The organism is Sphingopyxis sp. H053, from assembly GCF_001468225.1.
Classification (GTDB): Bacteria; Pseudomonadota; Alphaproteobacteria; order Sphingomonadales; family Sphingomonadaceae; genus Sphingopyxis.
This window is the reverse complement of the sequence record NZ_LNRU01000002.1, coordinates 253,691-277,076: the sequence shown is the minus strand read 5'-3', so window position 1 is coordinate 277,076 and position 23,386 is coordinate 253,691. Positions and strand designations below refer to the sequence as shown.

The following is a 23,386-nucleotide window of genomic DNA, read 5'->3' as shown; positions in this document are numbered from 1 at the left end:
ATTTAGCGGGCGGCGCGCCCGGCAGCCTCGCCGTTTCGGGCGGTCGTCGCGCCGTTGTGAAGCAGCGCCTGGCCGCCGTCGCCGATGATCGCAAAGCCCGCCCAATAATAGGGATGCGACGTCTGCTGGTCGTCCATCAGGCGCAGCTGCGTTCCCCACAGGGCGTCGGCGACGCTCGTGCCCTGATTGGCGGCGAACAGCCCGCCGATCAGCCGCTGGGTCGCATCGAAATCGTCGGGCGCGGGCCAGTGGCTTGCGATCACCGACCGGCCGCCCGCGCCGATGAAGCTGCGCACCAGCCCGTCGAGCGCATTGCCGCCGCCCGAGAGGCCGGCTTCGCGGGTCGCCGCGACGCTCGCCGCGCCGGCGGTGTCGCACGCCGACAGGATGACGAGGTCGGCGTCGATCTTGAGGTCGAAGATTTCCTGGAAGGTCAGCAGCCCGTCCGAATCCTGCCCGCCGAACGAGGTAACGAGCGCGGGGCGCGCAGGGCAGGCCGGGCGCGGCGCGGTGACAAGGCCGTGCGTCGCGAAATGGATGATGCGATAGTCGCCAAGGTCGGCGCGATTTTTCACCGCGGTGTCGGTGAAGGCGCCGCCGGTGAGCAAAGTGCCCGCCTCGCGGCCCATCGCGTTGCGCGCGGTCACCAGTTCGTCGGCCGAGATCGGGCGGGACCATTGCGCGACATCCCACAGGCAATCGCCATCGACGCCGCCCGCCACGGCGCCGCGGGTGCCGAGTGAGGGCAGCCGTCCACTGACCGGCAGATTCTCGCCGAGCCCGAAATATTGGTTGGCCGCCCTCGACGGTGCGGCCTGCCGCGCGTTGCGGAAGCCGAGTGTCGACACCGCGGTGCTCGGCCGCGACGTCCGGCCGAGCCAGGCGATCTGGCGCATGTCGAACGGATCGGCGTCGGGATCGAGCAGGCGCTTCTCATAGGCGGCAAGCCCGGTGTCGGTGGTGACGAGCAGGTTGATCGGCAGCCGCAGCATCGCGCCGTCGGGCTCGAAGATCAGGTGCGCGATGGTGGGAAGGCGCGCCGCTACGGGTGCGAACAACTGGCCATAAAGCTTGTACGAGGTGGCGGCGTCGAAGGGATAGGTGACGCGGCGGCCATTCTCGACGAGCGAAATGGTCGAACGGATCGTGTCGACCGCGGTGTCGAGGTCCGACGCGCTGATGTCCGATTTCCACAGCTGCGCCCCGCCTTGCTCGATCAGCATCGCATAAACGCCGTCGCCGACGACGAGCATCTTCAGATAGGCTTCGCCCGGACGCAGAACCTGCTGCAACTCGGCAAGGTCGAGCTTACCCGATGCAACGACGCGATATTGCGGAAAGGCCGACAGCGCGGCGACGGTTTCGGCCTGCTGGACCGACAAATTATCGAGTTGCGCCTTGATGTCGGCGCGCAAGGCGTTGACTTCGGGCGATTCCGGCAGCTGGGCAAGCCGGGCATCCTCGATCCGTGCGCGCTCCAGATCGCGATTTAGCGTCGTCGCCTGGCGGAACAGGCGGGCGCCGTCGCTGCTGCCGCTCGACAGTTCGCGCGCGAGCACCGCTTGCGTATCGGCGACGCCCGGGCGGATCTGGAGCTGGCTGGCGACGAAGAAATCCTCGATCGCCTTGGGTTCGGTCGCCGAACGCGCGGCGAGCAGCCGGTAATAGGGCGCCATCATGTTCGCCATGCCCGCGGTCGATCGCTGCGTGCTGGCGAGCGCGGTGACGACCTCGCGATAAATGCCCATCGCCTTGTCGTCCTGTCCCTCGCGGGTGAGGAAGGCGGCGTAGCGCGCGCGCGCCGAGGCGAGCGCGTTGGTTTCGGGATATTCGACGGCGAGCAGGTTCACCGATTCACGGAATCGTGCGTCGGCGGCCGCCTTGTCGCCGCTCGCCTCTTCGGCCAGCGCGAGCTCGCCGAGCATCTGCGAACGCAGGCGGATGATCGAGGTGACGCGGCCTTCGCGCACCGCGATCGCGTCGGTCAGCCCCTTGAGCTGCGCGGTTTTCGACGCCTGCGCATTGCCGCGCAGCCGCTCGACGGTGCCGAGCAGGTGGATCGCCTGCGCATCGATGATCTGCGCGCGTTCGAGCGGCGAAAGCCGCTCGCGATCGCCGGCCTGGCGGATGACGCGGGCATTGTCGCCGCTGTTGACCCCGGCGACGATCTGCGGCGTCAGCGTCACCGCGGTGCCCGCGACCGTCACGCCGGTCGTGAGCGGCGGGATCGGCGTCTGGAGCCGCGTGGCGGCCCCGTCATAATCGCGCTGGTTGAGCGCGTTGATCGCCCGGAAATTGCGGCGGAGGCGCAGCTGGACCGGGTCGCCGGTCGGGATCGCCTCGACCTCGGCGAACAGCCGTTCGGCTTCGGCGAATTCGCCAAGGTTCGAACGTTGCAGCGCGCGGTTCAGCGTGACTTCGGTCGGGTCGATGTCGGCCGCCGACTGTTCCTCGGCGGCGCGGCGCGACAGCGCTTCGAAAAATTCGGCCGCCTCGGCATAGTCGCCGCTGTGGTTGCGGCGGTATCCCTCCGCCAGCGCCTTGTCGACGTCGATCGTCCCGGCGATCGTCCGGGCAAAACCGTCGTTGCCGCCGACCGAGATGGTCGCGACCTTGATGACGCCGGGCACGACCTTGCGCTGGCGGATCGATTCGAGCGCGATGTCGAGCGCGTCGCCATAGGCCTCGAAGCCCTCGACGGCATAGGTCGTCTCGCCCGCCGCCTCGATCCGCGTCTTCCATGCGATATTGGTGTCGTGCACGGTGCAACCGCCATCCTTGACGCACGTGATCGCGCCCGTCCGTCCAATGGCGTTATTGATGCGCGCGCGCGCATCCTCGGGCGTGGCGCGCAGCATCCGGACATAGCCGACCGGCTGGCTCGCATCGCGGCAGACGATCGTCCAGGCGCGGTCGAACATGCCCTTGACGACCTCGTCGCGAACGGTGGCCTGCACCTCGCAGAGCGAGCCGCCCTGATCGCCGATCGAAAAACTGTCGCGCAGCGTCGGGTCCATGCCCTGCGCGAGTGCGGTTCCGGGCGCGGCGAAAGCCAGCAAGCCCAGAATCGACACAAGTTGCGGACGTCGAACGGTCATCACAAATCCCCCAAACACAGACGCAGAGACGCCATGCCGATTCGACGCCGGCAGGGCGGAAACTTTATTGCTGCGGTGCGACCCATTCCCTTGGGACGAAACCCTAAACCCTTCGTAAGCGAAAGGGAAGTGATCTGCCGCACAGGCGGCTTGCGCCGCGGGGACGCGCGACCTATCTGCAAGGGGACTTTCCCTTCGCACGAGGACAAAATGAGCGGATTCGACGATCGTGAACGCGCCTTCGAGGCAGAATTTGCACGCGACCAGGAGGTTCAGTTCCGGATCACCGCGCGCCGCAACCGGCTGGTCGGCGAATGGGCGGCCGAGCGCATGGGGCTGACCCCCGAGGAAACCGACGCCTATGCCAAGGCGGTGGTGCAGGCCGATTTCGAGGAAGCGGGCGACGAGGACGTCATCCGCAAGCTCGCGGGCGACCTCACCGCGGCGCAGGTCGAGATCAGCGATGCCGAGATTCGCGCGGCGCTGAACGACAAGGCGGTCGAGGCGCGGCGCCAGTTCATCGACAGCCAGAACTGAGGCGATAACGATGGGTATGCGCGAAGATGATTTGCGGGCGATGATCGTCGCGGCGTTTCCCGATGCCAAGGTCGCCATCACCGACCTTGCGGGCGACAACGACCATTATGCCGCGCATGTCGTCAGCGAATCCTTTCGCGGCATGACCCGTGTCGCGCAGCACAAGGCGGTCTATGCGGCGCTCGGCGGACGCATGGGCGGCGAACTTCATGCCTTGCAATTGACGACCGCAATCCCCTCATAAGGGGCATGCTTATTTGGGGCGCCAACGCGCCTGCCCGGAGACTGACAATGACCGACCCGACCACCCACGACCGCATCGCCAAGCTGGTTGCCGACAACCCCGTGCTGCTCTTCATGAAGGGCACGCCTTTGTTCCCGCAGTGCGGCTTTTCCTCGCGGGCGATCGCGATGCTCGACCGCCTCGGCATCGAATATGAAACGGTCGACGTGCTGCAGGACATGGAAGTCCGCCAGGGCATCAAGGAATTTTCCGACTGGCCGACGATCCCTCAGCTTTATGTGAAGGGCGAATTCGTCGGCGGATCGGACATCATGATGGAAATGTGGGAAGCGGGCGAGCTTCACACGCTGATGACCGGGATTCCGGCGCGCGCCGAATAAGCTGCGCGGCTTTCGAATGCAAAAAACCCGCCGGCGCTCAGGCTCCGGCGGGTTTTTTATTGGCTGAAGGGTTCAGGCCGCCTCGGCACCCTCATACGCCTGCGCTTCGGCGGCGATCAGGATGTCGGCGAGCATCCAATAGGCTTCGCCCCACGCCGCGAGCACCTCGTCGGTCGCGACCTCTTCGCCCAGCACGTCGCGGATCGCGGGCAGCAGGGCTTCTGCAACATGGGGATAATGTTCCGGCTTCACCCCGGTTTCGATATGCCGTGCGACCATGCGCGCCACCGCGGTTCCGAGGTTCTGCAGCTTGTCGATATTCTTCGCATAGGCGAGGATCGCCGCCGCGAGGCGCTTCGGCTGTTCGCCGCTCGTCTGCGCGGCGCGGTCGAACATCGCCTCGATGTCCTTATTCTCGAACAGCCGCGCGTACATCGCAGTGGTGATCGCAAGGCCATGCTTTTCGAGCGCCGGGGCGGTGGCCTTGACGATCGTCATCGCGTGGGCGGGAGCAGTACGCATGTCTTTTGGATTCCTCTTCTGGACGGTGGATGAAAAAAGGCGACGTTCAGGCCGCGCGGCGACCGGCGGGGTCGCCCAAGCGGAAGAAAAGCGCGAGCTGGAGGCTTTCGGCGATGCGCGCGGCCTTCGCCTGCAAAGCGGCCGCGGCGGCGGGCGCCAGAAACTCGTTCGTGGTGTCGGCCCAGATCGCGAGCCAGCGGTCGAACATCGCGGGATTGATCGCGGCCTTGTGCTTCAGATGCTCGGCAACCGGGCTGCCCTTGTAGCGGCCGCTGGTCAGCATCACCGACGACCAGAAGGCGACGAGCTTTTCGAGATGGTGGGGCCAGTCGTGCACCGCGGCGTTGAACAGCGGGCCGATGTCGGCGTCGGCGCGCACGCGGTCGTAAAAGGCCGGGATCAGGCGCTCAAGCGCCGCTTCATCGATCTGGTCACCCTGCGTCACGACTCGCTCCAATCATGCATTTGATGCGCATGTATGATCGCAATTTGAAACATGCAACAAAAATGCATATTATGGGATGGCGGACATTTTCGAAGGATCAGGATGCGCCTGACGCGCTACACCGACTATGCGATGCGCGTGCTCCTCTATGTGGGCGCGCAGGATGACGCGCGGCTGTGCCCGATTTCGGAGATTTCGCGTGCCTACGGCATTTCGCAGAACCATCTGATGAAGGTCGTCAACGACCTGGTGAACGCGGGTTATCTCGAAAGCGTGCGCGGGCGCTTCGGCGGGATCCGGCTGGCGCGGCCGGCGGCCGAAATCAACGTCGGCGCAGTGGTGCGCCACACCGAGGAAGGCTTCGACCTTGTCGATTGCGCCAGCTGCATCATCGCGCCCGCGTGCGGGCTGACCGGCGCGCTCGCCGAGGCGCTGGCGGCGTTTATGAAAGTGCTCGACGGCTACAGTCTCGCCGACCTGCTCGCGAAGCGCGCGAATTTCGCCGCGCTGTTCGGCATCGATCAGCCGGCCGGCATCTGAAAGATCGTCAGCGGCGCGCCCAGCCCTTGTCGCGGGCCTGCCGTTCGGCCGCGGCATCGAGCGGATCGCCCGCCATCATGGACGCCGCGGCGGCCGCGAGTTCTCCCGACGACGCCTGGCGATATTCGGTGCCCGCCTGTCCCTGCATCGTTCGTTCAAGGTGCCAGCCGCCGTCGTCCCGGCAGCCGATGCCGTCCAGCGACCGGCTTTCGAAACTGCGGCAATAGCGGCCGGCCTTGTCTTCAAAACTGAGACCGATCCGCACCGCTGTGTTTGTGGATTGACTGGAGGCAAGCTGCGTGTCGAGCGCCGCCGCAAGCGGACCCGCGGCGATCATCGTGCCATTGGCTTCGGTGACGCTCGCGGGGGGCATCCATGGCTTCAGCCCAAGCGCCAGCCCGAGCGCGAGCGAGGCCGCGATCGCCCCCCAATGGATCGGCGCAAAACGCATCCGCTTTGCCTCGCGGCGCCCGGCGAGGCTGGCATCGACCTTGTCGGACGGCGCAAGCAGCGCGCGGAGCCGTTCGGGCACCGCCTCGTCGATCACGGGGGCATAATGCGCCGTCAACTGCGCCTTCAACGCACGGTGCCGCGCGATTTCGGCGGCAAGCGCGGGGTCGCTTGTCGCTTCGCGTTCGATGCGGCGTGCGGTGAGGTCGTCGAGTTCGCCGTCGACAAAGGCGGCGACGGTGGCGGGATCGAAACTCATGCGGCCTCTCCCAGCAAATGCATCAGTGTTTCGCGGCCGCGGGCGAGGCGCGAGGTGACGGTGCCGATCGGCACTTCCAATATTTCGGCGGCCTCGCGGTACGCATAACCTTCGACGAGGACGAGCATCACGACCTCGCGCTGTTCGCCCGGCAGGCGCGCCATCGCGCCGTCGACATCGCCGCGTAGCGCTCCCGCCTCGACTTCGGCCGCGCCGTCGCCGGCGACCTGCGTGGCGGCCTCGTCGATCGGGGTGTGAACGCCGCGACGCCCGGTCGCACGGCGATCGTCGATCCAGAGGTTGCGGGTGATGCGGTACATCCAGCTATCCAGTCTCGTTCCTTGTTGCCACTGTTCCTGCGACTTCAGGGCGCGTTCAATCGCCGCTTGGCACAAATCGTCGGCGTCGCTGGCATCGCGCGCCAGTCCGCGCGCAAAGCGGCGCAGACGGGGCAGCAATTCGACCAGTTCCTCTTCGAAGCGCATTGTCGCCTCAGGGGCCGAACCCATCCATTGCGCATTCGAGGCGTCGAAATGGCGAAGATATCGGTTTCGCGTGGCCGCCGCGGATGGTGGTTCCATCTGCAAGGCCGCGCGGGGCCGAGATCGAAGCCATTTCGGCGTCCCTTCGGGATTTGACCGATTTTGCCCATGGCTGCGTCAGCGAGCCTTGGAATATATTCATATGCCTGCGCCTCACTTCCTTGCCCTGAACAAAATCGCTTCAAACCTCGAATGCGCAATGGATGGGTTCGGACCCTCATTGTTCGAGGAAGAAACGTCAGGCTTCTATCGTTTCTTCCGTACGATGCTAAATTTTTTCGGGAACCGGCCGCCGTGCCGGCCCTTGTGAGACTGATGATGCGATTCTGGACGATTTTTCTGGCGATGCTCTGCCTCCTGCTCAGCGGGACCGACGCGCGTGTCGCGGCGCAGATTGCGCTGCCGCAAGTGCAGCTTCCCGATGCCGCGCGCACGCTGCCGTCGCTGTCCGAGGTGGATACGGGGCGGCTGGCCGGGATCGGTGACCGGTTGCTGGATGTCCGGCTCGACCGCATCACAGCACTGGTCCGCCGCAATCGCGACAGCATCGAGCTCGACGAGCGCGGCGAACCCGCGGTGCGCGGCGTCCTTGTCGCGAGCGGGGTCGATAGGGCGATGATTGCGCGGGCGGGCGAGGCGGGGTTCGCGCTGATCGACCGCGAGCGCATCGAGGGGCTCGATCTCGATATCGCCCGCTTCCGTGTACCCGAGGGGCGCAGCCTTGGCCGGGCGCGCAAACAGCTTGCGAAGCTGCTTCCCGGTGCCGAGGTCGATGCCGACAATCTCTATTTTGCGAGCGGGCCGGGCGGCGCGTTGCCCGGGGCGATGCTCGCGGCCGCCCAAGGCAGCGGCAAGGCGAGCCTCGGCCTGATCGACGGCGGCGTCGCGGCGCATCCATCGGTTGCAGGGCGGGTCGAACAGCGCGGCTTTGCGAAAGGCGCGCCGTCGGCGAGCCGTCACGGCACCGCGGTCGCCTCGCTGCTCGTCGGGAGCGGTTCGGTGCAGGGCGCGGCCCCGGGCCAGCGCCTGCTCGCGGCCGATGTTTATGGGACCGACCCCGCCGGCGGCAACGCCAGCGCGATCGCGCGTGCGCTCGGGTGGCTCGCCCAAAACGGTGCCGCGGTGACGACGATCAGCCTCGTCGGACCCGACAACAAACTGCTTTCGACAGCCGTTTCGCGGGCGCAGCAGCGCGGGATGCTGATCGTCGCGGCGGTCGGCAACGACGGGCCCGCCGCGCCGCCCGCCTATCCGGCTTCCTACAAGGGCGTGTTTGCGGTGACCGGGGTCGACCAAAAAGCGCGCGCGTTGCCCGAGGCTGGGCGCGCGCTGCATGTCGATTTTGCTGCACCCGGCGACGCGGTGCTGGCGGCGACGGGGGCAGGAAGCAGCGACCGGCTGCGCGGCACGTCTTTTGCCGCACCGCTCGTCGCCGGACGGCTTGCGCTTCGCTATCCCGCCCCCGCGATCGATCGCATCGGGCCCGCCGTCGCGGCGCTCGTCATGGAAGCCCGCGATCTGGGCAAGAAGGGGCGCGACAAAATCTATGGTCACGGCCTGATTTGCGCGACTTGCGCGGGCCGCTGACCCCTCCCTCGAAATTATTCGGAAGAAAATCGAACGCGCCGTCGTTCTCTCTCCAGGCCCACCCCCTCCGGGCCGAAAATTCAGGAGAAGACCAATGGCAAATCGCATCTTCATTTCGGCCCTCGCGCTCGCCGCGTCGGCCATGGCTTTTTCGGCTCCGGCCAACGCGCAGCTGCTTGGCGGCGGCGGTGGTGGCGGTCTGGGCGGCAACCTCGGTGGCACGCTGGGCGGGACGCTCGGCAATCCGACCGGCCCCATCGGCGGAACGCTCGGTTCGGCGGGCGATCTGACCGGCTCAGGCCGCGGCGACGCCCAGGTCGATCGTCGTTCGGGCCGCGTCCAGGGCAAGGGCAACGCCGATGCGAACGGCAAGGGCTCGGTTGACGGCAACGGCAATCTGCTCGGCAACACGATCGGCGGCAACGCCAATGGCGCGGGCAATGCTTCGGGGGGCGGCAGCCTCGACGCGCAGGCGGTCGGCACCGATTTCGTCGGCAACACCGCGCGCGGCACCGTTGCTACTGCACGGGGCGCGGCTTCGACCGCAACCGGCACCGCGCGCGGTGCGGTCGGGACTGCCCGTGACCGGACCGGCGCCGCACTGTCGAACGTCTCAGGCAGCGCCAGCGGCGCCGGATCGGTTGCGGGCAGCTTCCAGGGCAGCCTCGGCCAGCTCGCCGCTGCGGGTAGCGGCGCGGCCAATGGCGCCGGGACGTTCGCGGTCGAACCCGGCATGGCGGTGACCGACGCGCGTGGCAAGGTGATCGGCCATGTCCAGGAATTGCGCCAGACGGGCGGCGGTGTCGTGCAGGCGGTGACGGTCGAGGTCGGTGACCGCGTCGCGACGCTGCCGGCGGCGAGCTTTGCCGGGTCGGGCGACGTCCTCGTCACCGGCATGACCAAGGGCCAGCTCAAGAAAGCGGCCGAACAGCAGGAAGCTGAATAAGCAAGATGGGGTGGCCGCCGTGCGCGGCGGCCATATTCTGGGCGGGCCGCCTTTGCGGTCCGCCCTTTTTTCGTTCGGGTGAAAAGCGTCCGGGGGGCGGGGCCTTTCGGCCGCTCCGCCCCCCGTCTGCATCAGGGGTAAGTGGGGTTTTCCCGGGTGGGGGCAGGGGACATCAGGGACCAGACTGATGCCCCCCACCGCTCCATTTGAGCGGAACACTCGGGAACATTTGGATACTATACAATTGCCGTGCCAATTTTCGGCATTTGCGGAATCCGGCGCGAGACGCTGGTTAGCGATTCCTTACCGGGATCGCGCACTGTCAAGAATCCCGACACTTCGCCCTGTTTCCTCCCGTCATTCCCGCGAAGGTGGATCCGTTCAGCTTCGTTCAGGAAGCGTTCAGCCCTTTGACTACATTTGTAGTCGCATCGGTGACGACGACGCCAATGGGAGGGGTCCGCATGGCAGAACGAGCAAGCGATTCGGAGATGCAGGTGCTGTCGGCGCTGTGGGAAAAAGCCCCCCAGACCGCCGCCGACCTGACCTCGCGCATCGGCAAGATCAACGGCTGGACGCAGGCGACGGTGAAGACCTTGCTCGCGCGGCTGGTCCAGAAGGGCGCGGTGACGGCGGAAGCCGACGGTCGGCGCTATCTCTATAGTCCCGCGATCGAACGCGCCGACGCCGTCGGCGAGGAATCGCAGCGCTTCGTTGATCGCCTGTTCGGGGGGCGAGTAAGCCCGCTGATCGCGCATCTCGCCGACCGCGAGGCGCTGACCGACACCGACATCGCCGAAATCGAGGCGCTGCTCAAGAGGCTGAAGTCGTGAGCGCCGCGGTGCTGCTCCAGGCGTGGGCCGATACGCTCGTGACCACGGGCCTTCTCGTCCTCTTGATCCTGATCGTCCGCAAACCCTTTGCGCGCCATTTCGGCCCGCGGCTGACCTATGCCTTGTGGGCGGTGCCCGCGCTGCGCCTGGTGCTACCGCCGCTGCCGTTTGCCGATCCGGTGGTTATCATGCCCGAGCCTGCGGCCGACATGGCGGTGATGGTGCCCGTTGGCCTGCCCATCGCAGCACCCGCTGCAGCCGAACCGCTCTGGACGCTCGCCGAGCTGGTGCCGCTCTTCTTCGCGCTGTGGGCGGCGGGCATGATCGCCGTTATCGCGACCGCGATGGTGTCGCATCGGCGGTTCCGCCGCGCGGTGCTGGGCGAGGCGGTCGAGCTCGAGCCGATCGGCAACATCCGGCTGGTGATGTCCGATGCGGTCGACGGTCCGGTAGCTTTCGGCCTGTGGCAGCGCTACGTCGCCGTCCCGCACGATTTCTTCGCGCGCTATGTCGCCGAAGAGCGTGCGCTCGCGATCGATCATGAGCTGTCGCACCACCGCCACGGCGATTTGTGGGCGAACAGCGCGGCGCTCGTGTTGCTCGCCGCCCAATGGTTCAACCCCTTCGCCTGGCGCGCGATCCGTGCCTTTCGTTTCGATCAGGAGGCGGCGTGCGATGCGCGCGTGCTGACGATGACCCATTGCGACGAGCGGCGCGAGCGGACCGCGCGTTATGCGACCGCGATCGTCAAGGCGGCGGTCGGGCCGCGCCTGTCGCTCGCCGCGCCGATGGCGGTCCACGATAATCTGCAGGAGAGGCTGACGATGTTGACGCAAGGGGATATTTCAAAGAAGCGCGGCCTTGTCGGCCGGTTGCTGATCGGCGGCGCGACGCTCGCGGTGCTCGGTGCGACCGCGACGCTCGTCCCCGCGGGGATCGTCGTGGCAAAGGCGCAGACCGCCGATCTCGGCGAACCGCCCGCGCCGCCGGCGCCCCCCGAACCGCCGCTGCCGCCCGAGGCGCCCGACGCGCCCGGCACGATGGTCTTCACCGAGCATAGCGACGACGCCGCGACCGACGACGGCAAGAAGAAGCGCGAGGTGCACCGCATCGTCATCCGCCGCGACGGCGACAGCGAAGGCAAGGCACTAGCCGAGGGCAAGGACAAGATGCGCCGCATCGAAATCCGGTCCCCAGGCGGCCTGTCGCGCGACGATGTCATCGCGACGCTGAAGGAACAGGGCATCGCCGGCAAGCGCGCCGAGGCGATCGCCGACAAGCTCGAGGCGAAGCGCAAGGAGCGCATCCGCACCGTCATGGCCCCGATGCACCCGATGCCGCCCATACCCCCAATGCACGGCACCTGGAGCACTCACGGCAAGGCGATGGTCCTGGGCAAATGCGGTGACGGCAAGGCGGCGCCGATCGTCAACCGCGACGAAAATAGCGGCAACAAGCGCAGCCACGTGATGATGTTCGCGTGCAGCGACGGACCCGAAACCAAAGCGGCGCGGCTCTCGGCGCTGAAGAAGGCACGCGAGGCCTTTGCCGATGGCGAACGCGCGCGGAGCCTGTCCGAAGACATGCGCGCCAAGGTCGCCGCCGACCTCGAAAAGGCGATCGCCGAGATCGAGAAATCGGGCCACTGAGCCCGAGCAGCTTCGACGCCGACCCTTACTCCCCGGTGGGGTCGGCGGCAGGGGCGGGGAAAGGGGGCGGCGCATGCTGCTCCCTTTTTCACGTGCGCTTTTTCGCACCCATCCCTTTTCCTTCGCGGTGCGCGATGCCACATGGGCGGTATGAGCGAAGAAAAGCCCTGGCCCGACAGCATCCGCGCCGGCGAATGCGAACAGCATGAACCGCTGGTGCGCCGCGTGCTCGCGCCGAACCCGTCGCCCTATACCTTCACGGGCACGCAGACGTGGATCGTTGGGGCGGGCAGTGACGTCGCGGTGATCGATCCGGGTCCGACCGGTTCGGGGCTCAGCATCGGCGACCCTGCCGACATCAACGGCACCGGCCATGTCGACGCGATCCTGCGCGCGACCGAAGGCCAGCGCGTCGCCGCGATCCTTTGCACGCATACGCACCGCGATCATTCGCCCGCCGCGGCGCCGCTGAAAGAAGCGACCGGCGCGCCGATCATCGGTTGCGCGCCGCTGGCGCTGTCCGACGACGGGCCGCGCGCTGATTCGGCGTTCGACCCCGATTATTCCCCCGACCGCGTGCTCACCGACGGCGAGCGCATTTCGGGCGACGGCTGGACCCTCGAAGCCGTTGCGACCCCCGGCCACACCTCGAACCATCTCTGCTTCGGCCTCGTCGAAAGCGGCGCGCTGTTCACCGGCGATCATGTCATGGCCTGGTCGACGAGCGTCGTCAGCCCGCCCGACGGCGATATGGCCGCCTATATGGCGAGCCTGTCGAAGCTCTATGAGCGTGAAGACCGTGTCTATTATCCCGCGCACGGCCCCGCCGTGACCAAGCCGCGGCAGCTGGTGCGCGGCATGCTCGGCCACCGCAGACAGCGCGAGCGGCAGATTTTGCGCGAACTCGAAAAGGGGACGAGCGTGATCCCCGACATGGTCAAGCATATGTACAAGGGACTCGACCCGCGGCTCAATGGCGCCGCCGGCCGCTCGGTGCTCGCGCACCTGATCGACCTTCGGACGCGCGGGATCGTGCGTGCGCATGACGAAGAATGGGAACTTGCCTGAATGACCTCTGCTTCCCCAGCGCGCCTTGCGCCCCGCCTGATCCTGCTTGCCGCCGCGGCGCTGCTGCTCGTCGCTGTCTGGTGGGCGGTTGCGGCGTGGCAGGACTGGCAAAAGGGCTATGATCCCGAAACCGTCGTCGCCGCCAGCCTGCAGGGCCTGCAGGAACAGAATGTCCTCGTCCCCTTCACCGCGCGCTATGTCGCCGTGGTGACCTCGACGCAGAGCCGGCTGGGGCTGAGCGCCAAGAAGACGCTGATCATGCCGGGCACGGTCCGCTACGAACTCGACCTCGGCAAATTGAAGCAATCCGACCTCGACTGGGATGCAGCGACCAACGCGCTCACCGTCACGCTGCCGCCGTTGCGGCTCGCGGGCCCCGAGATCGATATCGACGCGATCAGCGAATATCGCGACGGCGAGATCTTGCTGACGCTGACCGACGCTGAACGCACGCTCGACGCCGCGAACCGCAAGCGCGCGCAGGAGGAACTGATAGCGCAGGCCAAGGGCGCGACACCGATGCGCCTCGCGCAGGGTGCGGCGCGCACCGCGGTCGAGCAGAGCTTTGCAATGCCGCTGAAAGCCGCGGGGATCGATGCCAAGGTAACCGCGCGCTTCGCCGACGCGCCATCTGGGTAAATCCCCGCTTTCGGTAGATTCGAGGCTGCGCTATTCTCGCTCCCGGTCGGGCAGGGGGAACGGGCATGGCTAGTACCGCGGGGGGCGCCGCGCGCGCCGAACTTTTCTGGCATCGCATGGCGATCGGCCTCGCGATTTTTATCGTCTTCGGTTTTCTGCAATTCGCGCTGAGGGGCTTCGTCGATCCGGTCGCGGCGCCTTTCTGGGTGCATCTGCACGGGGTGGCGATGCTGGCATGGCTGGCGCTGCTGATCGTTCAGCCGACGCTCGTCTCGCGCGATAATCTCGCGCTGCACCGGCGGCTTGGGTGGATCGGCGCGGGGCTCGCGCTGTTCATCACCGGCCTCGGCATCTTCACCGGCCTCGCGTCGCTGGTGCTGAACCGCTTTCCGCCCTTCTTCGCGCCGCCTTATTTCTTCGCGCTCACGACTGTGGAATCGCTGGTCTTTGGTCTGATGGTGTGGGCGGCGATCCGGCGGCGCCATACGACCGCGTGGCACCGGCGGCTGATGATCGGCGCGACGATCGTCATTCTCGAACCCGCACTCGGCCGGATATTGCCGATGCCGCTGATGATCGGCTGGTCGGACATTCCGATCGGGCTGATCCAGCTGGGCGTTGTCGGCATCATCGCGCTGTACGACCGGCGAACGCTGGGCCGCATCCATCCCGCGACAAAAGCGATCGCGGCGATTGTCATCGCGGTGCGCATCACCATCTATCTTTTGGCGATGACGCCCCCTGTCATCGCGCTCGCGGAGCGGCTTGCCGGTTGATAGCCGAATTGCCCTGCCGCGGGCAGCGGTGTAGGGGGTGCGCCAAGGCTAAAGCCATATAAGGAAAAGCGATGACTGCTCCCATTCGCGAGAATCTCTCGGGCCTCGACCTGCGCGCCGAAATCGAGCGCCTGCGCAAGGAGCGCAATGCCGTCATCCTCGCGCATTATTACCAGAAGCCCGAGATTCAGGACCTCGCCGATTTCGTCGGCGATTCGCTTGAGCTGTCGCGCAAGGCCGCCGACACCGACGCCGAGGTCATCGCATTCTGCGGCGTGAAATTCATGGCCGAGACCGCGAAGATCCTCAGCCCCGAAAAGACCGTGATCCTGCCCGACATGGACGCGGGATGCAGCCTCGAGGACAGCTGTCCGCCCGAACAGTTCAAGCGCTTTCGCGAAAAGCATCCCGACCATATCGCGCTGACTTACATCAACTGCTCGGCGGCAGTGAAGGCGCTCAGCGACATCATCGTCACCTCGTCGAGCGCCGAGACGATCATCAGCCAGATCCCCGAAAGCCAGCCGATCATCTTCGGCCCCGACCGTCACCTCGGTGGCTATCTCAACCGCAAGTTCGGGCGCGAAATGCTGCTGTGGCCGGGCGTGTGCATCGTGCACGAGGCGTTCAGCGAAACCGAGCTGATCAAATTGAAGGCGCAGCATCCGGGTGCCCCGGTCGCGGCGCACCCCGAATGCCCGCCGCATATCGTCGACCATGCCGACTATGTCGGTTCGACGAGCGGCATCCTGCAGTTCGCCAAGAGCTTCCCCGGCGACACGCTGATCGTCGCGACCGAGCCGCACATCATCCACCAGATGGAGCTCGCGCTGCCCGAGAAGAAGTTCATCGGTGCGCCGGGGGCCGACGGCAACTGTAACTGCAACATCTGCCCGTACATGGCGCTCAACACGATGGAGAAGCTCTACATCGCGCTGCGCGATTTGAAGCCGCAGATCGAGATGGAAGAGGGCCTCCGCCTCGCTGCGCGCAAGAGCCTCGACCGGATGCTCGAAATGGCGTCGGGCACGATCGGCAAGGGCGATCTCGGCAAGCGATAGCCCCGATTTCCCGCCGCGATGTTTGCTTTCGCGGAAAATGATATAAGTTCCGCCTCCTAAGACGCGAGTCTCGCCCCCCGTGCGAGCGTCTGACGACGAACCCTTGCGTCTAAGCAGGAGGAAATCGCATGGCAGAAGATTGGCTGGCGGATGTCAGGAAATATGTCGAGGACGCCGACGAAAATGTGGTGTCGGCGATCGTCAAATATCTCGGCATCGCTCTCAGAAACCGCGATTCCTCGCTCGTTTCCTTTACCGACACAAAAGAAACCGACCGCGTCCGCGAAAACTTCCTCAAGAAAAAACTGGGGCTGACCGATGATGACGCCACGCTCGATGCGGCGATCGCCGGGGTCGGCGAACGGATGAAGGAAGACCGGACCAAGAACCGCGTCACCGTCTATTATCTCCTCGCGCAGCATTTCGGCCTGCTTACGCTCTTTGGCGGCGCGGCTGGTGCTGCGGGCGCCGCCGCAGGGCTCGCCGCCGTCGGCGGGCTGGACGGCGATTCCGGCAAGGATGATGACACGACCTCGGCCGTCCCGCTGGCTGCGGCGGGTCTCGCCGGTGCGTCGGCCATTCCCGCCGCTGCGGCCCCGCCGCCGGCGGCATCGCCCGCGGCTCCGGCGCCGTCGGCGGCAAGTCCGCAGACCGCCTATTCGGGCGGTGATGGCGAAAGCGAAAAGAGCGGCGGCATGGGCTGGCTGCCCTGGCTTCTGCTGTTGCTCGTTCTGGCGGCGCTGCTGTTCTTCGGCCTGCGCTATTGTTCGAAACAGGATGCGGCGGTTGCCCCGGCCACCGACGAGACCGCGATCAGCGAGACGGTCGCGCCCACCGATACGGGAGCCGCGCCCGTCGCCGCCATCCCCGAGGGTGCCGGCGTCGTCGCGGCGGACCGCGAGGGCAAGCCGATGCTGACGGTCTATTTCGACACCGGCAAATCGGAGGTGTCGAACGATCTGACAACCGCGGCATCGTCGGTGAAAGCCTATCTCGACAGCAACCCCGCCGCGACGCTTGCAGTGTCGGGCTATAACGATCCGACGGGCAATGCGGCCGCCAACGCCGAATTGTCGAAGAACCGCGCGCAGAGCGTCAAGGCGGCGCTCGAGAAGCTCGGCTTCGCGGCCGACAAGGTCGTGCTCGAAAAACCGGCCGAGGCGACGACGACCGGGACCGACAATTCGGCGGCGCGCCGCGTTGAGGTCACCGTGAAGGGCTGATCGTCCACCGAGCATGAAGAGAGCGGGGCCTCCGGGTCCCGCTTTTTTTTATGCCGAGTCGCGACTCGTGGGCAAGAAAATCGACGTAGATTGGATGGCGGTGCCCGCGAGCCGGTTCGGATTCTGAATCCGAAAATGCTGCAGGGCTGTTACAAAAATGCTGCAGCGAATCCGCTTGTTGCTAATGCCGGACTTATCCACAAGCGCAGGCCGCCCGAGCCGGTTTTTCGCGCATTTTTTGTTGGCGGCACGAAATCTTCATGTCAGCTTCAAATCATCGGACGACAGAGACGCAGACCACCGGGACATCAAGGGTAGTTGCAAGACTAGCCAGAAGAGAACGGACGGATTGGCGAGGAAATCGACCGGTAGCCTGATCACGGAACGTAGCGATTCCCACGAGTTGATACGGACCCGATTGGGTACAGGAAACGCAGTCCATCGCTTGGACAGCGACCGCTTCGGCGGACGCAAGAAGAGATGATGAAGGGCTTTCCAGGTGCGGCCGGCCCCCGAAAGGGGGCCGACCAAACCGTCGCCGGATTGTTCCGGCGTGCGCCGCAACGCATCGTTTTGCGGGCTGCTGATCGCAAGAGAAGCGGACCGGGATGAGGTGGAGCGAGGTACGTGGGGCAAAGCCGGATAGTGGGGGTTGGCAGCGATGTCGGCCCCCATTTCGCATGCGGCGGTCGGAGCGCCCGCATGGTGGCCGCGCATGTGCCGCGGACCCATCCCATTTATTTTCACCCCTGTGACTTTCGTCACATCAGCGTCAAACGCGGCTGCTTAGTGGCGTCTTGCGACCCGGAGACGTTCCCGATCAGGAACCGATCCCACTTTCCCGGCCGAGCCCACGCGGGCCGGCCGGGAACCTTTCGCTCCCGACCCGCATTCTTTGGTCATCGTTGAAACGATGTCCGGGCGCGACCGGACGTTCGCATGATCGCCGGGCATCGGCGCTTGCCCGGCCGGTTCAGGAAGGGAAATATCATGGGTCTGATCATTACATTGATCGTCGGCGGCATTATCGGCTGGTTGGCGAGCATCGTCATGCGCACCGACGCGCAGCAGGGCATCATCCTGAATGTCGTTGTCGGCATCGTCGGCGCGTTCCTCGGGAATTTCCTCGGCAGCTTTTTCGGCATGGGGGCGAGCCTCGATGCCTTCAGTCCGATCGGGCTGCTTTGGGCCTTCATCGGCGCGGTGGTGCTGCTGGGCATCGTCAACCTGGTTCGGCGCGGCAGCGTCCGCTGAACGATGTGGCGGCGGCGTGATCGCGCCGCCGCCATTCTGCTAGGCGATATCAGATATTTGGGTTACCAAGTGATGCCTGCAGGGTCAGGCGCCAACATCGATCGTAGGGGGTCATCTTATGACTTGGATTATCGCTATCATCATGGGCGGCATCATCGGCTGGCTCGCCAGTATCGTGATGCGCACCGACGCGCAGCAAGGCATTTTCCTCAACATCATCGTCGGTTGTGTCGGGTCGATCCTCGGCCGCTTGCTGTTCGGCAGTTTCCTGGGCGGCGGACATCTGCGCGGCAACGCCTTTGATCCGATGACCTTGCTCACCGCCTTCATCGGCGCGGTGATCCTGCTTGGGATCGTCAACCTCGTGCGGCGCGGCCGGGTCCGCTGACCGCCTGCCGATAACGGCTGGCCGTTCGGACCGGCCGGAAGAAAAGGGTGGCCGCCGCAGGGCGCGCCGCCCTTTTTCATGGCGGTAAGCACTGGAAATTGAACGAAGACAAGCCTATGAGCCGCGATCCGGGGCGCAGGGGGGATGGCGAAGTTTCGCCTCTTGCCAGTGGTGATTTAATTAGGTAATACACCTCGCAGTGGATTGATCCTGTCGTGCGGGGTCGAGGGGACAGGCGCGTCTGCGCCTGCCGCAGCATGATGCCGCGCAAGGCAGGGAGGGTTTTCGGCGTGAACTACGAGCGGAAAGTGGATGTGATGGACAGCCTGGCGGGCACGCAAAGCTTTTATGAAGACGCGGGCGACAGCCGTCGCAAGCGCACCTGGCTGATCGTCGCGCTGGTGCTGATCGCACTCGCCCTGGCGGCGACCTATTATGCCTTCACGAGCGGCAAGGCGGCTGCCGATGCCGACGCGGGTACGGCTGCGGCGCCCAACGTCACCGTGATCATTCCAGGCCGCGTTTCGGTCGAGGCGGCGATCTCCGCCAACGGCACGATCGCGGCGCGCCGCGAAATGCCCGTCGGCGTCGCGGGAGAGGGCGGACAGGTCCTTCGCGTCCTTGTCGAACCCGGCCAGTGGGTCGGTGCGGGGCAGACGCTCGCGGTCATCGACCGCTCGGTTCAGGCGCAGCAGGCCGCGAGCCTTGCCGCGTCGATCCGCGTCGCGCAGGCCGATGCCAAACTGGCGCAGGCCGAACTCGAGCGCGCGCAGGCGCTCGTCGGGCGCGGGTTCATTTCCAAGGCCGACATGGATCGCAAGCGCGCGACGCGCGACGCCGCCAACGCACGCGTTCGCGTCGCGCAGGCGCAATATGCCGAAGCGACCGCGCGCAACGAGCGCCTCAATATCGTCGCGCCCGCCGCGGGCCTCGTGCTGACGCGTGACGTCGAGCCGGGCCAGATCGTCGGCGCCGGCAGCGGGGTCCTGTTCCGCATGGCGCGCGACGGCGAGATGGAAATGCTGGCCCAGATGGCCGAGGCCGATCTGGCCCGCGTCAATGTCGGCACGCGCGCGACGATCACCCCGGTGGGCAGCAACCTGAATATCGCGGGACAGGTTTGGCAGAAGTCGCCGGTCATCAACATGGAAACGCGGCAGGGCACCGTCCGCATCGCGATTCCGTACAGCGAGGCGCTGCGTCCGGGTGGCTTTGCCGACGCGCGCCTGATCGCGGGCACGGCGGAAGCGCCGCTCCTCCCCGAAAGCGCCGTGCAAAGCGGCGTCGAAGGCAATTTCGTGCTGGTGGTCGATGCCAATAACACGGTCCAGCGCCGTCCGGTGAAGGTCGGGACCGTGACCGACGGCGGCGTGTCGATCGCGTCGGGGCTTACCGGCACCGAAAAGGTCGTCGCGCTCGCGGGCGCTTTCCTCAACCCCGGCGACAAGGTGAAGCCGGTGGTACAGAAATCGTCGCAGTAACCGGCCAGCGGCGCATTAGAGATTCAGTGCACAAGGGCGTTTGATCATGAGCTTTCGCAACATTTCCGCCTGGTGCATTCGCAATCCGGTGCCGCCGATTGTGATGTTCATCCTGCTTCTTCTGGCAGGTGTCGTCAGCTTCAACCGGATGGACGTCAACGACAATCCCGACGTCGAATTTCCGATGGTCCAGGTCGTCGTGGTGCAGCCCGGCGCGGCGCCGTCCGAACTGGAGACGCAGGTCACCCAGCGTGTCGAGGCCGCGGTGCGCGCGGTCAGCGGCGTCGACGAACTGTCGTCCTATGTCGCCGAGGGCAACAGCCGGACGATGGTGCAGTTCGCGATCGGCACCCCGATCGACCGCGCCTATAACGACGTCAACCAGGCGGTACAGCAGATCCGCAGCGACCTGCCCGACGGCATCCTCGAACCGCAGGTCGTGCGCGTCGACGCCGCGGGCGGCCCGATCACCTATTTCGCCGTCGAAACGTCGGACATGACGCTCGAACAATTGAGCTGGTTCGTCGACAATACGATCGCCAAGGAACTGCTTTCGATCCAGGGCATGGCAAAGGTCAGCCGGTCGGGCGGGGTCAATCGCGAAATCCGCGTGATCCTCGACCCCGCGCGCATGCAAAGCTATGGCCTCACCGCGAGCCAGGTGAACCAGGAATTGCGCCAGGTGAACGTCAATGCCGCGGGCGGGCGTACCGAAATCGCCGGATCGGAGCAGGCGGTGCGCGTGCTCGGCAACGCCGAAAACGCCTTCCAGCTTGGCGAAACACGCATATCGATCGGCAGCGGCCGCACGATCCGCCTCGCCGATGTCGCGACCGTGACCGACGGCTACGCCGAACAGCGCAACCTCGCGAAGATCGGCAACCGCCAAGTGTTGAGCTTCTCGATCGAAAAGGCGAAGGGCGCCTCGGACGTCACGATCCACGACGAGGCGATGAAGAAGCTCGCCGAGATCAAGAAGGCGAACCCGCAGGTCGAATTCAAGATCCTCTTCACGCGCACCGAATATACCAAGGAACAATATCGCAGCTCGATGCTCGCGATGATCGAAGGCGCGATCCTCGCGGTGGTCGTCGTGTTCCTCTTCCTGCGCGACTGGCGCGCGACGCTGATCAGTGCGCTCGCGATCCCGCTGTCGGCGATCCCGACCTTCTGGTTCATGGACATGATGGGCTTTTCGCTGAACAGCCTGTCGCTGCTCGCGCTCAGCCTTGTCGCCGGCGTGCTCGTCGACGATGCGATCGTGGAGATCGAGAATATCGTCCGGCATATGCGAATGGGCAAAACCGCCTATCAGGCGTCGATCGATGCCGCCGACGAAATCGGCCTCGCGGTTGTCGCGACGACGATGTCGATCGTCGCGGTCTTCCTGCCCGTCGCGCTGATGCCTGGCATTTCGGGGCAGTTCTTCATCCAGTTCGGCATGACCGTTGTCTTCGCGGTGCTCGTCAGCCTGGCGGTCGCGCGCATGATCACGCCGATGATCGCCGCCTATTTCCTGTCGGCGCAGGGCGAGCAGGATCATGCCTCGGGCCCGTGGGTCGACCGCTATGAGCGCCTTCTCAAATGGACGCTCGACAACAGAAAGCATCATGCGATCCGCGCGCGTTACGAAGCGCATCGGACGAAGATCGCCTATCTGGCAGTGCCGCTGATCCTCGCCGGTCTGTCGGTCCTTTATGCGATCTACGCCTATTTTCAGCCGGTCCCGGTCGGGCAGGATGCGCCCAATACGGCGATGTACTTCCTGCTGAAGACGCCTGTCGATGCGATCCTGACGTATCTCGGCGTCAGCCTGATCGCGATCCTGCTCGGCGCCCTCGCATGGCTCATCGGAATGCGCGAATGGGGCTTCACCAACTGGGCGAAGTTCATGGTCCAGCGTGGCTATGCCCGCCTTTTCGACCATCGCGTCTGGATTGTCGGCATCGGCTTCCTGTCGCTGGGGTTGAGCGTCGCCTTGCTGATGATCCTGCCGCAGCAGTTCCAGCCGACGATCAACAGCGACTACAGCCAGATCCGTTATGAATTGCCGCCGGGCTCCACGCTCGCGCAGAGCGAGCATATCTCGAACCAGATCAACGCGATCCTGTCGAAGGACAAGAATGTCGCAAACGCCTTTTACGAGGTCAACGTCAACGACGGCGGCGTCTATATCACGCTGAAGAAGAAGCGCGAAGTTACCAGCGTCGAATGGGAACGCAGCCTGCAGCCGCAAATGGCGGCGATCCCCGATGCGCGCGTGACCTTCCAGAGCCAGTCGGGCGGCTTTTCCGGCCGCGATATCACGATGGTCATCGGCAGCGACGATCCGGTGGCGCTCGAGAAGCATGCGCGCCTGATCGTGTCGCAGATGGAAAAGCTCAAGGAAGTGCGCTCGCCGCGGATCGAGGGCGATATTCCGCGCCCGGAAATCATCGTCAGCCCGCGGATGGACCTCGCCGCCGAACTGGGCGTGACCACGTCGGCGCTCAGCCAGACGATCCGCATCGCGACGATCGGCGATATCGACCAGAATGCGGCGAAATTCTCGCTGTCCGATCGCCAGATCCCGATCCGCGTGCTCCTGTCCGAAGATTCGCGTCGCGCGCTGGCGACGATCGAGAATCTGCCTGTGCCGACCGCGCGCGGGACGACGGTGCCGCTGAAGTCGGTCGCCTCGATCGGCTTTGGCGCGGGGCCCACCGAACTGCGCCGCTATAACCAGACGCGGCGCATCGTGATCGGTGCCGATCTGGCACCGGGCCTGGTGACCGGCGAAGCGCAGAAAAAGATCGATGCGTTGCCCGCGATCACCACGATGCCGCAGGGCATTCGCAAGGTCGTGCAAGGCGATCAGAAGTGGCAGGCCGAACTGATCATGAACTTCATGATTGCGGTGGTGTCGGGGCTCTTGCTGGTCTTCTCGACCCTGGTGCTGCTCTATCGCCGCTTCCTGTCGCCGCTGGTCAACATGTCGTCGTTGCTGCTCGCGCCGTTGGGCGGCCTGCTCGGCTTGTTGATCACCGGCATGGAAATCTCGATGCCCGTTTATATCGGCCTGCTCATGCTGCTCGGCATCGTCGCGAAGAACTCGATCCTGCTCGTCGATTTCGCGATCGAGGAAATGGACCATGGCGTCGAGAAGAATGCGGCGCTGCTCGACGCGGGGCGCAAGCGCGCGCAGCCGATCGTAATGACCACGGTAGCGATGGTCGCGGGCATGGTGCCGACCGCGCTGTCGCTGTCGGGCGACGGCGCCTGGCGCGCGCCGATGGGCGTCGTCGTGATCGGCGGCCTGATCCTGTCGACGCTGCTGACGCTGCTGATCGTTCCCGCGGGCTTCAGCCTTGCCGACAGCATCGAAAAGCGCCTCGGCCGCTTCTTCTCGAGCAACCTGCTGACCTATCGCAAGGGTGACGATACCAAGCCGCACGGCGCGCCCGCGCCCGAACCGGCGGAATAAT

General features: G+C 65.6%; 22 protein-coding genes. 17 read left to right on the top strand and 5 right to left on the bottom strand.

Annotated features, from left to right (window positions below):
* Positions 1-2: 2 nt before the first annotated feature.
* Positions 3-3,098 carry a CHAT domain-containing protein gene (locus tag ATE70_RS04510; protein ID WP_058536746.1) on the bottom strand — a complete coding sequence of 1,032 codons (3,096 nt, stop codon included), beginning with the start codon at positions 3,096-3,098 and terminating at the stop codon, positions 3-5.
* A gap of 210 nt (positions 3,099-3,308) precedes the next feature.
* Between ATE70_RS04510 and ATE70_RS04505 the strand changes: the two genes are divergently transcribed.
* The 3 genes from ATE70_RS04505 to grxD are packed head-to-tail and all read left to right on the top strand — an operon-like array spanning position 3,309 to position 4,259.
* Positions 3,309-3,635 carry a DUF1476 domain-containing protein gene (locus ATE70_RS04505; RefSeq protein WP_058536745.1) on the top strand — a complete coding sequence of 109 codons (327 nt, stop codon included), beginning with the start codon at positions 3,309-3,311 and terminating at the stop codon, positions 3,633-3,635.
* 10 nt (positions 3,636-3,645) lie between these two features.
* Positions 3,646-3,879, top strand: a complete 234-nt coding sequence (locus tag ATE70_RS04500; protein ID WP_058536744.1) for a BolA/IbaG family iron-sulfur metabolism protein — start codon at positions 3,646-3,648, stop codon at positions 3,877-3,879.
* Positions 3,880-3,926: 47 nt separating this feature from the next.
* Complete coding sequence (grxD, locus tag ATE70_RS04495) at positions 3,927-4,259, top strand: Grx4 family monothiol glutaredoxin (RefSeq protein WP_037514675.1); 333 nt, start codon at positions 3,927-3,929, stop codon at positions 4,257-4,259.
* A gap of 72 nt (positions 4,260-4,331) precedes the next feature.
* On the opposite strand, the gene ATE70_RS04490 is transcribed toward grxD, so the two are convergent.
* Both ATE70_RS04490 and ATE70_RS04485 read right to left on the bottom strand, forming a co-directional pair.
* Positions 4,332-4,781 (bottom strand): globin domain-containing protein, encoded by a 450-nt coding sequence (locus ATE70_RS04490; protein WP_058536743.1) that lies wholly within the window; start codon positions 4,779-4,781, stop codon positions 4,332-4,334.
* A gap of 46 nt (positions 4,782-4,827) precedes the next feature.
* Positions 4,828-5,226 (bottom strand): group III truncated hemoglobin, encoded by a 399-nt coding sequence (locus tag ATE70_RS04485; protein ID WP_058536742.1) that lies wholly within the window; start codon positions 5,224-5,226, stop codon positions 4,828-4,830.
* A 102-nt stretch (positions 5,227-5,328) separates the two neighbouring features.
* On the opposite strand from ATE70_RS04485, the gene ATE70_RS04480 reads away from it, so the two are divergent.
* Positions 5,329-5,766: an RrF2 family transcriptional regulator gene (locus ATE70_RS04480; protein WP_058536741.1), complete on the top strand. Its 438-nt coding sequence runs from the start codon at positions 5,329-5,331 to the stop codon at positions 5,764-5,766.
* A gap of 7 nt (positions 5,767-5,773) precedes the next feature.
* Here the strand turns inward: ATE70_RS04480 and ATE70_RS04475 are convergent, their stop codons facing one another.
* Both ATE70_RS04475 and ATE70_RS04470 read right to left on the bottom strand, forming a co-directional pair.
* Positions 5,774-6,475, bottom strand: a complete 702-nt coding sequence (locus ATE70_RS04475) for an anti-sigma factor family protein (protein ID WP_058536740.1) — start codon at positions 6,473-6,475, stop codon at positions 5,774-5,776.
* Positions 6,472-6,960 (bottom strand): RNA polymerase sigma factor, encoded by a 489-nt coding sequence (locus ATE70_RS04470; protein ID WP_058536994.1) that lies wholly within the window; start codon positions 6,958-6,960, stop codon positions 6,472-6,474. The genes ATE70_RS04475 and ATE70_RS04470 overlap by 4 nt, the downstream gene beginning before the upstream one ends.
* 372 nt (positions 6,961-7,332) lie before the next feature.
* Here ATE70_RS04470 and ATE70_RS04465 point away from each other — a divergent pair, with 372 nt between their 5' ends.
* The 13 genes from ATE70_RS04465 to ATE70_RS04405 all read left to right on the top strand — a co-directional run bounded on the left by ATE70_RS04465 (position 7,333) and on the right by ATE70_RS04405 (position 23,385).
* A complete protein-coding gene (locus ATE70_RS04465; protein ID WP_231732739.1) occupies positions 7,333-8,604 on the top strand; it encodes a S8 family serine peptidase in 1,272 nt (423 codons plus the stop codon).
* Positions 8,605-8,698: 94 nt separating this feature from the next.
* A complete protein-coding gene (locus tag ATE70_RS04460; RefSeq protein ID WP_058536739.1) occupies positions 8,699-9,550 on the top strand; it encodes a hypothetical protein in 852 nt (283 codons plus the stop codon).
* A gap of 464 nt (positions 9,551-10,014) precedes the next feature.
* Positions 10,015-10,383, top strand: a complete 369-nt coding sequence (locus tag ATE70_RS04455; RefSeq protein WP_058536738.1) for a BlaI/MecI/CopY family transcriptional regulator — start codon at positions 10,015-10,017, stop codon at positions 10,381-10,383.
* The gene (locus ATE70_RS04450; protein WP_058536737.1) at positions 10,380-12,032 is read left to right on the top strand and encodes a M56 family metallopeptidase; all 1,653 of its coding nucleotides are present in this window, start codon (positions 10,380-10,382) and stop codon (positions 12,030-12,032) included. Before ATE70_RS04455 ends, ATE70_RS04450 begins: the two co-directional genes overlap by 4 nt.
* Positions 12,033-12,182: 150 nt before the next feature.
* Positions 12,183-13,100 carry an MBL fold metallo-hydrolase gene (locus ATE70_RS04445; RefSeq protein WP_058536992.1) on the top strand — a complete coding sequence of 306 codons (918 nt, stop codon included), beginning with the start codon at positions 12,183-12,185 and terminating at the stop codon, positions 13,098-13,100.
* Complete coding sequence (locus tag ATE70_RS04440; RefSeq protein WP_058536736.1) at positions 13,101-13,739, top strand: DUF4230 domain-containing protein; 639 nt, start codon at positions 13,101-13,103, stop codon at positions 13,737-13,739. It begins immediately after the preceding gene.
* Positions 13,740-13,804: 65 nt separating this feature from the next.
* A complete protein-coding gene (locus tag ATE70_RS04435; protein WP_058536735.1) occupies positions 13,805-14,515 on the top strand; it encodes a hypothetical protein in 711 nt (236 codons plus the stop codon).
* Positions 14,516-14,586: 71 nt separating this feature from the next.
* Entirely contained in the window at positions 14,587-15,576 is a 990-nt protein-coding gene (nadA, locus tag ATE70_RS04430) for a quinolinate synthase NadA (protein WP_058536734.1), read from the top strand.
* A gap of 128 nt (positions 15,577-15,704) precedes the next feature.
* Entirely contained in the window at positions 15,705-16,799 is a 1,095-nt protein-coding gene (locus ATE70_RS24105; RefSeq protein WP_082639637.1) for a DUF2853 family protein, read from the top strand.
* A 990-nt stretch (positions 16,800-17,789) separates the two neighbouring features.
* Positions 17,790-18,053, top strand: a complete 264-nt coding sequence (locus tag ATE70_RS04420; RefSeq protein ID WP_058536733.1) for a GlsB/YeaQ/YmgE family stress response membrane protein — start codon at positions 17,790-17,792, stop codon at positions 18,051-18,053.
* Positions 18,054-18,171: 118 nt separating this feature from the next.
* Positions 18,172-18,441, top strand: a complete 270-nt coding sequence (locus ATE70_RS04415) for a GlsB/YeaQ/YmgE family stress response membrane protein (protein WP_058536732.1) — start codon at positions 18,172-18,174, stop codon at positions 18,439-18,441.
* Positions 18,442-18,731: 290 nt separating this feature from the next.
* On the top strand, positions 18,732-19,922 hold the full coding sequence (locus tag ATE70_RS04410; RefSeq protein ID WP_082639653.1) for an efflux RND transporter periplasmic adaptor subunit: 1,191 nt from the start codon (positions 18,732-18,734) through the stop codon (positions 19,920-19,922).
* Positions 19,923-19,968: 46 nt separating this feature from the next.
* On the top strand, positions 19,969-23,385 hold the full coding sequence (locus ATE70_RS04405) for an efflux RND transporter permease subunit (protein WP_058536730.1): 3,417 nt from the start codon (positions 19,969-19,971) through the stop codon (positions 23,383-23,385).
* The last annotated feature ends 1 nt before the right edge of the window (position 23,386 follow it).